The following is a 12,800-nucleotide window of genomic DNA, read 5'->3' as shown; positions in this document are numbered from 1 at the left end:
TTCACTCAAACGCGGCGCGCTTTGCTTTAGGACCGTACCGCGGTTTCCGTCGGATTTGCGCAAAACAGACGCGTGGGTGCACCGGATGCTCAGCCGCACAGCGCCGCCATCGCGGCTGCGTGCAGCTCCGGTGTCGCCGCCGCCAGGATGTCGCCGCCGTTTTCCGCCGGCCCGCCTTCGAAGGTGGTGACAACGCCGCCTGCCTTCTCGATGATCGGGATCAGCGCGACGATGTCGTACGGTTTCAATCCGGGATCGGCAACGATATCGACGCTGCCCGCCGCCACCATCGCGAAGGCATAGCAGTCGGTGCCGTAACGGGCGAGCTGGACCTGTTGCTCGAACAGGTCGTAGCGCAGGCGCGCGTCTCCCTTGAACAGCGCCGGCGTGGTGGTGAACAGCGTCGCCTCGGCGAGATTCGTCGTCTTGCGCGTAGCGAGTTTTCGGGGGCCACCGGGACCTTCATAATGCGAGCCGGAGGCATTGGCGTAGAACAACTCGCCGGTGAAGGGCTGCGACATCATGCCGGCGACGGCATCGCCGTCGACCGTCAGCCCGACCAGCGTGCCCCATACCGGCAGGCCGGAAATGAAGGCGCGCGTTCCATCGATCGGATCGATCACCCAGACATGCCGGCTGGAGATGTTTTCGCTGCCATGTTCCTCGCCGAGAATGCCGTGATCGGGGTATTGCGCTGATATCAGCGCCCGGATGGCGCGCTCGGCCTCGCGGTCGGCCTCGGTGACCGGGTCGAAGCTGCCGCGCTCCTTGTTGGTGACCGCGCCCTGGCTGCGGAAGCGCGGCAAGGTCTCCGCTGCGGCGGCACGCGCAATGCGCCGCATGAACTCGATGCTGATGTCCAACTGATTCTCCCGCTCCAGCATGTTTGGAGATACCCGTTTGCCTACGGATTTATGCCGAAACAAGGGCGTTCGGAGCCTTTCGCATGGTGCCAACTGTTGCTCGAATGCAACGCCGTCGTCATGGAAATGCAGTTTCCACTTCACAGTGAATTAAAAAAGCCGGAACGCGCCTTGACATTTGTGCAGCGCACAATACGTTTGTTCTCGGACAGGGGTTCCTGTCCATGCCCTCCTTGGGCGTTTCCTCCCTAGACTTCGACCGTGTCGTGCAAACGATGCGGTCTTTTTTTACGCTGCCGCATGAGCGGCGAGTACCGCGATTCCGCGGCTATTCGGCGGCCAGCGGCAGATCCATGAAATTGTGATCGGGCATCGCCATCAGTTCGGCCGAAAACCGCGCCAGATCGTCGGCCAGTGCGTCGAAACCAGCCGATCTCTGGAACGTCCGCTCATTCATGTAGAGCCCGCGATTGACCTCGATCTGCAGCGCATGCAGATGGCGCACGGGGCGGCCATAGTGCTCGGTAATGAAGCCTCCGGCATAGGGCTTGTTGTGGGCGACGCTGTAGCCCATGCCGGTGAGCAGGCCGATCGCCGTCTCGGTCAACGCCGCCGCGGCCGAGATGCCGAAACGGTCGCCGACGATGAAATCCGGCCGCAATCCGCTGTCGCCGACCCTTATGCTTGCCGGCATCGAGTGGCAGTCAATCAGCACGGCGTAGCCGAAGCGCGCATGGGTTCTGGTCAAAAGCCGTTTCAGCGTCTCGTGATAGGGCTTGTAGACCGCTTCGATGCGCGCCACGGCTTCCGCCAGCGGCAAGCGGCCGGAATAGATGTCGAGCCCCTCGCCGACCAGCTTGGGCACGGTGCCGAGCCCGCCGGCCACCCGCGCCGAGCGGATGTTGCAGAATGACGGCACCGGTTCGGCGAACATGCGCGGGTCGAGTTCCCACGGCTCCCGATTGACGTCGAGATAGGCGCGCGGGAAGTTTGCCGCCAGCATCGGCGCTCCGAGCGCGACGGCACCGCCGAACAATTCCTCGACATAGCAGTCCTCGGAGCGGCGGATGGCGTTGCGGTCCAGCTTGGCCATAGCCATGAACCGGTCCGGATAGTAGCGGCCGCTATGCGGCGAGTTGAAGAGGAAGGGAACGCGCTGTTCGGCGCCCGATCGGATTTCGAAGGGTGGAACGACCGAAAAATCCTCGGCTGCCGTTTTCAATTTGAACGAACCCGGGAATACCAATGCATCATGATGGGAAAGTGCCACCTCGCCGCCCGCATGTCCAGCCGCCGAAGCGCCAGCCAAATCAGGATTGTGCGGCCAACGTTCACTTGATGTTTACCGTCACCTCCTCATATACAGCATGGTTAACGGGCTTGCCGCACGGCATTGTCGGTTGGGTGATTCGGACGGGACAACATGGCACGCATTCTGCTGGCGGAAGACGACGACGACATGCGCCGGTTCCTCGTCAAGGCGCTGGAGCGCGCCGGTTATCAGGTCAGCGATTTCGACAATGGCGCCAGCGCCTATGAGCGGCTGCGCGAGGAACCTTTTTCGCTGCTTTTGACCGACATCGTCATGCCCGAGATGGATGGCATCGAGCTCGCCCGTCGCGCCACGGAGATCGATCCCGACCTCAAGGTGATGTTCATCACCGGCTTCGCCGCCGTCGCGCTGAACCCTGATTCCAAGGCGCCGAAAGACGCCAAGGTGCTATCGAAGCCGTTCCACCTGCGCGACCTCGTCAACGAGGTCGAAAAGATGCTGCAGGCCGCCTGACGCGCTTTTTGTCGCGTCTTGACCGACGCCGCAAGCCAGGCGTTCTTTCCCTTTTCCCGCTATTGACGTGCCGAACCAAAAATGGTGTATGCGCGGCTTCGGATGGGCGTGTAGCTCAGCGGGAGAGCACTGCATTGACATTGCAGGGGTCACAGGTTCAATCCCTGTCACGCCCACCATCCAAATAATCCCTCAATTGGCCGTCGGTATTTTTCGTCGACTGATGTTCCCGGCCAATACCGGCCTCAGGCCGCACCGAGGCGCAGATCGCCGGTCTCGACGTGCTCCAGAAACCAGGCATAGGTCTGTTCCAACCCGCTGCGCAGCGAGTAACGCGGGCGCCAGCCGGTGGCGAACAGACGCGACACGTCCATCAGCTTGCGCGGCGTGCCGTCCGGCTTCGTCGCATCGAATGTTATTGCGGCATCGGCGCCGGCGACCGACACGATGGTGCGGGCAAGATCGGCAATGGTGATGTCTTCCCCCGAGCCGACATTGATGTGGCTCTCGCCCGAATAATTCTTCAGCAACCAGACCAGCGCGTCGGCGGCGTCGTCGACATGCAGGAATTCGCGCATCGGCGTGCCTGATCCCCACACCTCCAGGCTCTTGCGGCCGGCGCGCCTGGCCTCGTGCGCCTTGCGCATCAGAGCGGGCACGACATGGCTGGAATTGAGGTCGAAATTGTCGCCCGGGCCGTAGAGATTGGTCGGCATCGCCGAGATGTAGTCGACGCCGTACTGGCGCCGATAGGCCTGGCACAGTTTCAGCCCGGCGATCTTGGCGATCGCATACCATTCGTTGGTGGGTTCGAGCGGCCCTGTCAGCAACGCGTCCTCGGAGATCGGCTGCGCCGCGAATTTGGGATAGATGCAGGATGAACCGAGAAACAGCAGCTTCTGCACCTCGTTGCGGAAGGCGCTGTCGATGACATTGTTCTGCATGACGAGATTGTCCTGCAGAAAATCGACCGGAAGCCTGTTGTTGGCCAGGATACCGCCAACCTTGGCCGCCGCCATCACCACTGCATCCGGCTTGCGGTCTGACATCCAACGCCGCACGCCGGCCTGGTCGAGAAGATCGAGCTCGGCGCGCGAGGCGGTCAGGACCTCGCAATCCTCGTCGGCCAATCTGCGCAGGATGGCCGAGCCGACCATGCCGCGATGTCCGGCCACGAAAACGCGCTTACCCTGAAGGTCGAAGGTCATCAGCTTACCCCAATGCAGAACGGCAGCTATGCCAGTTGGCCGGCGGAGCGCCGGATCGGCTTCTCTGTTGCCGGACGCATACCGCATACAGATTTGCCCAGACAAGGCAAATCGCAAAGCCACCCGAAGCAACCTTTGGATCGGACGCTGTAGCGCTCGCGATCAGACGCCCGCTACCGCGCACAGGCTTGTCATTCTGGCAATGGCAAGCCCGGGGTCGGCCAGCAACCCTGCCTGGTCGGCAAGGCGAAAGACATCGGCATAGTGACGGACGCCGCGCGCCGATTGCATGCCGCCGACCATCGAAAAATGCTCCTGATGGCCGTTCAGCCATGCCATGAAGACGATGCCGGCCTTGTAGTATTCGGTCGGCGCCTCGAAGATCTTGCGCGACAGCGGCACTGTCGGGGCCATCAGCGCGTCGTAGCCCGCGCGGTCGCCGTCGGCCAGCTTTGCCAGCGCCGCATTGGCGACCGGCGCGATGGCATCGAAAATGCCGAGCAGCGCGTGCGAATGTCTGTTGCCGTCGCCGGCGATCAGCTCGGGGTAATTGAAATCGTCGCCGGTGAACATCAGCACGCCCTCGGGCAGCCGATCCCTGAGCGCAATCTCCTTGCCGGCATCGAGCAGCGATATCTTTATGCCTTCGACCTTGCCGGCATGGCATTCGATGATCGCGACCACCGTCTCCAGCGCAGTTTCGAGGTCGCTGCTGCCCCAGTAGCCTTTCAGCGCCGGGTCGAACATGTCGCCCAGCCAGTGCAGGATGACCTTGCCGGAGGCCTGGGACAGGATGCGGTCGTAGACGCCGATATAGTCGTCGGGGCCTTTGGCGACCGCCGCCAGCGCCCGGCTGGCCATCATGATCGCCTTGCCGCCAAGCCCTTCGATGAAGCCGAGCTGTTCTTCATAGGCCGCGATGACATCGTCTAGCCTGCTGGCGCCCCCCGGCGCCAGATGGTCGGTGCCGGCGCCCGACGCAAGATCGGCGCCTTCGACGCTGCGCGCCTCGTTGATCGAGCGGCGGATCAATTCCTTGGCATTCGCCCAGTCGAAACCCATGCCGCGCTGAGAGGTGTCCATCGCTTCGGCGACACGGAAGCCAAGCCGCCAGAGGTGATGGCGAAACGCCATCGTCTTGTCCCAGTCGACCGCGGGCCTCGACCACGGATCGGTCATGGCGAGGGGATCGGCAACGACATGGGCGGCGGCGTAGGCGATGCGCGAGAAGCGAGCACTGGCCACAGGCTGCACCGGCTGGCCGACAAGCCGGTAGCGGACACGGCCGGCGCCTTCCCCGGGCAAGGTGATGTCCATGGCTCTCTCCCTTACCAATGCCTATTAAATGGAACGTTCCAACAAATCAAGATATTTTGCCCCCTGCCTCGTGCAGCGAAAATTGCTGCATCGCAGTAGCCGAAAGCCCTGCTTGCCGGAGGATTGCGCCGCGGAGCCGCATTTTTCCCGGCTTCGCAAAAACGCGATTGACTTAAATGCGCCGCATGGATTAGATCGTTCCAATAAAATCGCACGAGAAACCACCGGGAGGACAGATCTGGATGGCCAGCCGGGCCAAGGCAACGATACTCGACATCGCCCGTGAGGCGGGCGTGTCCAAATCGACGGTATCGCTGGTGCTGCAAGGCAGCGGGCTGATCCGGCCCGAAACCGCGCTCAAGGTGCGCAAGGCGATCGAGGACGTCGGCTATGTCTACAACCGCGGCGCCGCCAATCTGCGCAAGGCCCATTCCAACGTCATCGGCATGGTCATCAACGATCTCACCAATCCGTTTTTCGCCGAGCTCGCGGTCGGCATGGAGCGCGTCTTCCAGTCGGCCGGCGTCGTGCCTTTCATCGCCAATACGGCCGAAAACCCGGTGCGCCAGGAAGAGGTTCTGAAATCGCTGATGGAGCAGGGTGTCGCCGGGCTCGTCGTGTCGCCGGCGCGCGGCACCACGCCTGGCGCGTTCCGCCGCCTTGAGACCGCAGGCGTTCCGGTCGTCTTCGTCATGCGCCGCCTCCCCGAAAGCCGTATCCCGGTGATCACGCCCGACAATCATCGCGGCGCTTATCTTGCCACCGCCCATCTGATCGGCAAGGGCCACAGCCGGCTGGCCTTCTTCGGCGGCTCGTCCGACCTTGTCGTCTATCACGAACGCCTGGGGGGCTTTCGCGAGGCCTGTGAAGCGCTCGGCATCGATCCGGCCGACAGGCTGGTCTTCGAGGGCGAAACCAGCCGCAAGGGCGGTATTGCCTGCCTGGAAACCGCACTTGCCATGGCCGCGCCGCCGACCGCGGCCCTTTGCTTCAACGATGCGGTCGCCTTCGGCGTCTTGCTGGCGCTGCGCAAGCGCGGCCTGGAACCCGGCGCGGACTTTGCCGTCGTCGGCTTCGACGACGTCGCCGAGGCCGAGCACTATATGCCGGCGCTGACCAGCGTCGCGGTGAACACCGCCGGCCTCGGCGAGCGCGCCGCCCATGTCGTGCTGAAGATGATCCAATCGCGCACCACGCGCGCCGAGGATCATATCGGCGCCGTCAACCTCGTGGTCAGGGAAAGCTGCGGCCCCGATCGCAAGGAGCATGGCTGCGCAGGAATGGGAGACGCGGCATGACCGTCAGTTGGGGGCTGATCGGCGCCAGCACGATCGCAAGACAGTTCATGATCGGCGCCATCCGCGCGCAGCCGGACGGCGAGATCGCCGCAGTGATGAGCTCCAGCCCGGAGCGGGCTACCGCCTATGCTCTGGAAAACCGCATTCCGGCGGCGGTCGCGACGATTGATGAATTGCTCGGCTCCGACATCGACGCCGTCTACATCTCGACCACCAACGAATTGCATCTCGAACAGGCACTCGCCGCCATCGAGGCGGGAAAGCATGTGCTTTGCGAAAAACCACTGGCGCTGACCAGCGCCGACGCGCGCAAGATGGTCGCGGCGGCCAGGGCCGCCGGCGTCGTGCTCGGCACCAATCACCATCTGCGCAATGCCGGCTCGCATCGGGCGATGCGCGAAGCGATCGCTGGCGGCCGCATCGGCAGGCCGATCGCCGCGCGCGTCTTCCACTCCGTCTATCTGCCGGAAAACCTGCAGGGCTGGCGCATCACCAGGCCGGACGCCGGCGGCGGCGTGGTGCTCGACATCACCGTCCACGATGCCGACACGCTGCGCTTCGTGCTCGGCGACGATCCGGTCGAGATCTCGGCATTCACGCAATCGGCCGGCATGGCCGCCGGCGGGCTGGAAGACGGCGCCATGTGCCTCTGGCGCTTCGCATCGGGCGTCATCGCCCAGTCGCACGAGGGCTTTACCACCAAATTCGCCGGCAGCGGCTTCGAGGTGCATGGCAGCGAAGGCTCGCTGATCGCCAAGGACGTGATGACGCAGAAGCCGCTCGGCTCTGTGTTGCTTCGCACGGCACAGGGTGAGGAGGAATTGAGCTTCGACCGCGAAGACCTCTATGCCCGTTCGCTGCGCCAATTCCACGCGGCGATCCGCGGCGAGGGCCAGCCGTCCGCCACCGGCGAGGACGGCGTCTGGTCGCTGACATCAGCCGAAGCGGCATTGCAATCGGCCAGGTCCGGAAACGCCGTTGCCATCGACCCGAAGCTCGGGAGCGCCGCGTGAGCAAGCTCGTTTCAGCTGCTGAGGCTGCCGGCCTGATCAGGGATGGCGTGGTCGTTTCCGTGTCGTCGTCGAGCGGCCTCGGCTGCCCGGATGCGGTGCTTGCCGCGATCGGCGAGCGCTTCGACGCCGAAGGCCATCCCAGGGACATCACGACGCTGCACCCGATCGCCGCCGGTGACATGTACGGCATCAAGGGCATCGACCATCTAGCCAAGCCCGGCCTGTTGAAGCGCACTTTGTGCGGCTCCTATCCGTCCGGGCCGTCATCGTCGGAACCGCCGCAGATCTGGAAGATGATCGGCGACAATACGGTCGCCGCCTATAACGTGCCGTCCGGCATCCTGTTCGACATGCATCGCGAGGCCGCCGCCAAGCGCCCCGGCGTGCTGACCAAGGTCGGGCTCGATACCTTTGCCGACCCGCGCCATCAGGGTTGCGCCATGAATGCTGCCGCCAGCGAGCCGATCGTTTCGGTGCAGCAGTTCGACGGCGAGGAATGGCTCTATTTCCGCTCGATCGTACCGCAGGTCGCGATCATCCGCGCCACCACGGCGGACGAGCGCGGCAACCTTACCTATGAGCATGAGGGTGCCTATCTCGGCGGCCTCGAACAGGCGCTGGCCGCCCGCAACAATGGCGGCATCGTCATCGCGCAGGTCAAGCGCGTCGTCGAGAACGGCACGCTGAAGCCGCACGATGTGCGCGTGCCCGGCGTGCTGGTCGATCATATCGTGGTGGCGCCCGACCAGTTGCAGACGACGCTGACGCCCTACGATCCGGCCATCTCCGGCGAGATCTTCCGGCCGCTGTCGAGCTTTCGCAACGCCGAGATGAACGTCCAGAAGGTCATTGCGCGCCGCGTCGCCATGGAGCTTGCCGACGGCATGGCGGTCAATATCGGCTTTGGCATCTCGGCCAACGTGCCGCGCATCCTTATCGAGGAAGGCCAGCACGGCAAGGTCACCTGGGTCATAGAACAGGGCGCGGTCGGCGGCGTGCCGCTGCTCGACTTCAAGTTCGGCTGCTCGTCGAATGCCGACGCCTTCATGCCCTCGCCGCACCAGTTCATCTATTTCCAGGCCGGCGGCTTCGACGCCTCGCTGCTGTCCTTCCTGCAGATCGACCGGCACGGCTCGGTCAATGTCTCGAAGCTTTCGGCGCGGCCGCATGTCACCGCCGGCGCCGGCGGCTTCGTCGACATCACCGCGCGAGCGAAGAAGATCGTCTTTTCCGGTTTCTTCAATGCCGGCGCCAAGTTGTCGCTTGCCGGTGGCGGCATCCGCATCGACCAGGAGGGCAAGGTCAAGAAAGTCGTCGGCGAGGTCGAGCATATCTCCTTCTCGGGCAAGCGTGCCGTCGCGCAGGGACAGGATATCACCTATGTCACCGAGCGCTGCGTGATGAAGCTGACACCGGCAGGGCTGATGGTGACCGAGCTGGCGCCGGGCATCGACCTTGAGCGCGATGTGCTGGCGCAGGCCGAGATCCCGCTCGCCGTCGCCAACGAGCTGAAAATTACACCGGATGCGCTCTACCGGGACCGGCCGATCGGCCTGTCGCTCAATGGCGGCGCATCGCTTGGAGGCGCACATGGCTGAGCGTCTGGTAATCTTTGAAACCGACGGCCCCATCGGCATTGTCACACTGCGCCGGCCGGAGAAATTCAACGCGCTCGATATTCCGATGCTGCGGGCGCTGGAAGCGGCACTCGACGAGGCCGAGACAGCAACCGGCGTCCGCGTCGTGCTGATCTGCGGCGAAGGCAAGGGCTTTTGCGCCGGCGGCGATGTCGAGGCTTGGGCGGAAATGAGCGCCGCCGATTTCCAGGTGCAATGGGTGCGCTACGGCCATCGCGTCTTCGACCGACTGGCGCGGCTGCGGCAGCCGACCATCGCCGTGCTTGCCGGCCATGCGCTGGGCGGCGGGCTGGAACTGGCGGCCGCTGCAGACTTCCGCGTGGCGGAAACACAGGTGAAGCTGGGGTTCCCCGAAACCTCGATCGGCGTCGTTCCCGGCTGGTCCGGCACCCAGCGCGCCGTGCGCCGCTTCGGCGCGCAGGCAGTGCGGCGGATGGCGCTCGGCGGCGAAGTGTTTCTGGCTACCGAGGCTCTTGCTCTGGGGATTGTCGACCGGGTGGTCGAGACCGGTAAGGCGTTCGCTGAAGCCAAGGCCTGGGCCGGCAAGATCGCCGAGCGCGGCCCGCTCGCGACCGAAGCCGCCAAGCTGATGATTGCCATCGCGGAGGGCGAAGAGAGTGCTGCCGCGACCGAAGCGCTGGCCAGCGGCTTCATCGCGCTGACAAGCGATCTCAGGACCGGCGTCGATGCTTTCAACGCCAAGCAGAAACCGGCGTTCTCAAGATCTTAGGACCTGAAACGCACATGAACGCACCTCTCAACATCGCCATGCCCGCCGAGGCAGCCGCAGCGCCGAAAAGCTACCGGCTGCTGATCGGCGGCAGGTTCGTCGACGCCCAGGACGGCCGCACGCTGGAGCGCAGCAGCCCTGGCCACGGCTTCACCGTCTCGCGCTATGCACAAGCCGGCCCGGCGGACGTGGAGGCTGCGGTACAGGCCGCGCACAGGGCCTTCGAGACCGGCCCGTGGCCGCGCATGAAGGCCGCCGAGCGCGCCGCGATCCTGCTCAAGGCTGCTGACCTGATCGAGGCGCGGCTGGACGAGATTGCCCGGCTCGACGCACTGGAATCCGGCAAGCCGATTGCGCAGGCGCGCGGCGAGATCGGCGGCGCCGTCGATATCTGGCGTTATGCCGCGGCACTTGCCCGCACGCTTCACGGCGAAAGCTACGCCAATCTCGGCGATGCCATGCTCGGCGTCGTGTTGCGCGAACCGATCGGCGTCGTCTCCATCATCACGCCGTGGAATTTCCCGTTCCTTATCGTCAGCCAGAAGCTGCCCTTCGCGCTCGCCGCCGGCTGCACGGCGGTGGTCAAGCCGAGCGAGATGACCTCGGCCTCGACCTTTGTGCTCGGCGAGATCCTGATGCAGGCCGGCCTGCCGGATGGCGTCGTCAACATCCTTGCCGGGTTGGGCGCCGATGTCGGCGCACCGATGGTCAGCCATCCGCTGGTCGAGATGGTGTCGTTCACCGGCTCCACCCGCGTCGGCAAGATGACCATGGCGTCTGCCGCCAACTCGCTGAAGAAAGTCGCGATGGAGCTCGGCGGCAAGAACGGCCAGATCGTCTTTCCCGATGCCGACCTCGAGGCCGCCGCCGACGCAGCGGTGTTCGGCGGCTTTTTCAATGCCGGCGAATGCTGCAATGCCGGCAGCCGGCTGATCGTCCATGAGGCGATCGCCGACGAGTTCCTCGGCGCCGTCAATGCCCTCACCGCCAAGGTGGTTGTCGGCGACCCGCTCGACGACCGCACCAAGGTTGGCGCGATGATCTCCGCCGACCATATGGCCAAGGTCACCGGCTACGTGACGGCAGCGGAAAACGGCGGCGGCCGGATCTGTAGCGGCGGCAATCAGCTTGCTTCGAGCGCCGGCCAGTATCTTGATCCGACCATCGTTCGCGATGTCACCGAAGACATGGCCATTGCACGCGAGGAAGTGTTCGGTCCGGTGCTCTCGGTGCTGACTTTTGAATCGATTGAAAGGGCGTTGCACATCGCCAACAACACGCCCTATGGTCTGTCGGCGGGCGTGTGGAGCGCCAGCATCGATACCTGCATGTCGGTGGCGCGGAATGTGCGTTCGGGAACCGTTTGGGTGAACACGTTCATGGAGGGTTACCCCGAGCTGCCTTTCGGCGGCTACAAGCAGTCCGGTCTCGGACGCGAACTCGGCAAGCGCGCCGTCGAGGATTATACCGAGGAAAAGACAATCCAGTTTCATCGCGGCCAGCGCACCGGATGGTGGGTCGGCTGAGTTGGGAAGAACCCGGCGGGCATCCGCCGGTCGTGTAAGTTCAACAAGGGAGGAAGTACATGTTGCGCAAACTGCTTATCGGGACGGCTCTCGCATCGGGCGTTGCGTTCGCGGCCCATGCCGAGGACGTCAAGGAAGTCCAGATGCTGCATTGGTGGACGTCGGGCGGCGAAGCTGCCGCTCTGAACGTGCTCAAGCAGGATCTGGCCAAGGAAGGCTTTGCCTGGAAGGACGTGCCGGTGGCCGGCGGCGGCGGCGACGCTGCCATGACCGCGCTGAAGGCGATGGTGGCAGCGGGCAACTACCCGACCGCCTCGCAGATGCTTGGCTATACCGTGCTCGATTACGCCGCAGCCGGCGTTATGGGCGACCTGACCGAGACGGCGATAAAGGAAGGCTGGGACAAGTCCGTTCCCGCGGCCCTGCAGAAATTCTCCGTCTATGACGGCAAGTGGGTCGCGGCTCCGGTCAATGTCCACTCGGTCAACTGGCTATGGATCAACAAGGCGGTGATGGACAAGATCGGCGGCACCGAGCCCAAGACCTTCGACGACTTCATTGCGTTGCTGGACAAAGCCAAGGCGGCGGGCGTCATCCCGCTCGCGCTGGGCGGCCAGAACTGGCAGGAAGCGACAATGTTCGACTCAGTCGTGCTGTCGACCGGCGGGCCTGAGTTCTACAAGAAGGCCTTCAACGACCTCGACGAGGAGTCGCTGAAGTCCGACACGATGAAGAAGTCGTTCGACAATCTCGCCAAGCTCGTCACCTATGTCGACCCGAACTTCTCGGGCCGGGACTGGAACCTCGCCACCGCCATGGTCATCAAGGGCGATGCGCTGGTGCAGGTGATGGGTGACTGGGCCAAGGGCGAATTCAACGCCGCCAAGAAGGTCCCGGGCACCGACTTCCTGTGCTACCGCTTCCCGGGCACCGACGGCAGCGTCGTCTACAACTCCGACATGTTCGGCATGTTCAACGTTCCGGAGGACCGCAAGGCCGCCCAGATCGCCCTGGCCACCGCCACGCTGTCGAAGAGCTTCCAGTCGGCCTTCAACGTCGTCAAGGGCTCTGTCCCGGCCCGCACCGACGTGCCGGACACCGACTTCGACGCTTGCGGCAAGAAGGGCATGGCCGACCTGAAGGCCGCCAATGAAGGCGGCACGCTGTTCGGTTCGCTGGCGCAGGGCTATGGCGCGCCTCCCGCGGTTGCCAACGCCTACAAGGATGTCGTCTCGAAATTCGTGCACGGCCAGATCAAGACCTCGGACGAGGCCGTGACCCAACTGGTCAGCGCGATCGAAGACGCCAAGTAAGGCACCCGCCCATGTGAATGATCTCCCCGGCGCAAGCCGGGGAGATCCCCTGCGGCGAGGTTTTGCGGTTGCGCCGACCGGCACGCTTTCGTGCCGCAGAGCCCGAGAC

Annotated in this window: 11 protein-coding genes and 1 tRNA gene; 8 read left to right on the top strand and 4 right to left on the bottom strand. The window is 64.2% G+C overall.

The genetic code is table 11. The features are described from left to right. Positions 1-89: 89 nt before the first annotated feature. Both hisN and NKH67_RS05860 read right to left on the bottom strand, forming a co-directional pair. Positions 90-863: a histidinol-phosphatase gene (hisN, locus tag NKH67_RS05865; protein WP_352469519.1), complete on the bottom strand. Its 774-nt coding sequence runs from the start codon at positions 861-863 to the stop codon at positions 90-92. Between the two features lie 328 nt (positions 864-1,191). Then, the gene (locus NKH67_RS05860; RefSeq protein WP_352448235.1) at positions 1,192-2,133 is read right to left on the bottom strand and encodes an N-formylglutamate amidohydrolase; all 942 of its coding nucleotides are present in this window, start codon (positions 2,131-2,133) and stop codon (positions 1,192-1,194) included. A gap of 153 nt (positions 2,134-2,286) precedes the next feature. Between NKH67_RS05860 and cpdR the strand changes: the two genes are divergently transcribed. Further along, the gene (gene cpdR / locus NKH67_RS05855) at positions 2,287-2,649 is read left to right on the top strand and encodes a cell cycle two-component system response regulator CpdR (protein WP_006199474.1); all 363 of its coding nucleotides are present in this window, start codon (positions 2,287-2,289) and stop codon (positions 2,647-2,649) included. A gap of 104 nt (positions 2,650-2,753) precedes the next feature. Beyond that, a tRNA-Val gene (locus tag NKH67_RS05850) sits at positions 2,754-2,828 on the top strand. A 66-nt stretch (positions 2,829-2,894) separates the two neighbouring features. Here the strand turns inward: NKH67_RS05850 and fcl are convergent. Together fcl and NKH67_RS05840 are read right to left on the bottom strand one after the other, a co-directional pair. Further along, entirely contained in the window at positions 2,895-3,857 is a 963-nt protein-coding gene (fcl, locus tag NKH67_RS05845; protein WP_352469518.1) for a GDP-L-fucose synthase, read from the bottom strand. A gap of 162 nt (positions 3,858-4,019) precedes the next feature. Beyond that, positions 4,020-5,174, bottom strand: a complete 1,155-nt coding sequence (locus NKH67_RS05840; RefSeq protein WP_352469517.1) for a dihydrodipicolinate synthase family protein — start codon at positions 5,172-5,174, stop codon at positions 4,020-4,022. Between the two features lie 242 nt (positions 5,175-5,416). Here NKH67_RS05840 and NKH67_RS05835 point away from each other — a divergent pair, with 242 nt between their 5' ends. From NKH67_RS05835 to NKH67_RS05810, 6 genes are read left to right on the top strand one after another with little or no spacing between them, the layout of a single operon-like run. Further along, the gene (locus tag NKH67_RS05835; RefSeq protein WP_352469516.1) at positions 5,417-6,472 is read left to right on the top strand and encodes a LacI family DNA-binding transcriptional regulator; all 1,056 of its coding nucleotides are present in this window, start codon (positions 5,417-5,419) and stop codon (positions 6,470-6,472) included. Then, positions 6,469-7,485 carry a Gfo/Idh/MocA family protein gene (locus NKH67_RS05830; protein ID WP_352469515.1) on the top strand — a complete coding sequence of 339 codons (1,017 nt, stop codon included), beginning with the start codon at positions 6,469-6,471 and terminating at the stop codon, positions 7,483-7,485. Before NKH67_RS05835 ends, NKH67_RS05830 begins: the two co-directional genes overlap by 4 nt. After that, positions 7,482-9,083, top strand: coding sequence for an acyl CoA:acetate/3-ketoacid CoA transferase (locus tag NKH67_RS05825; RefSeq protein WP_352469514.1), 1,602 nt, complete (start codon positions 7,482-7,484; stop codon positions 9,081-9,083). Before NKH67_RS05830 ends, NKH67_RS05825 begins: the two co-directional genes overlap by 4 nt. Next, positions 9,076-9,852, top strand: coding sequence for an enoyl-CoA hydratase/isomerase family protein (locus tag NKH67_RS05820; protein ID WP_352469513.1), 777 nt, complete (start codon positions 9,076-9,078; stop codon positions 9,850-9,852). The genes NKH67_RS05825 and NKH67_RS05820 overlap by 8 nt, the downstream gene beginning before the upstream one ends. Positions 9,853-9,866: 14 nt before the next feature. Then, positions 9,867-11,378 carry an aldehyde dehydrogenase family protein gene (locus NKH67_RS05815; protein WP_352501929.1) on the top strand — a complete coding sequence of 504 codons (1,512 nt, stop codon included), beginning with the start codon at positions 9,867-9,869 and terminating at the stop codon, positions 11,376-11,378. 59 nt (positions 11,379-11,437) lie between these two features. Next, positions 11,438-12,691 (top strand): ABC transporter substrate-binding protein, encoded by a 1,254-nt coding sequence (locus NKH67_RS05810; protein ID WP_031194023.1) that lies wholly within the window; start codon positions 11,438-11,440, stop codon positions 12,689-12,691. The last annotated feature ends 109 nt before the right edge of the window (positions 12,692-12,800 follow it).

Source organism: Mesorhizobium sp. M0968, from assembly GCF_040319065.1.
In the GTDB taxonomy this organism is placed as follows: Bacteria; Pseudomonadota; Alphaproteobacteria; order Rhizobiales; family Rhizobiaceae; genus Mesorhizobium.
Note: the sequence above shows the minus strand (reverse complement) of the source record. Positions and strands in the feature narration are given on the sequence as shown.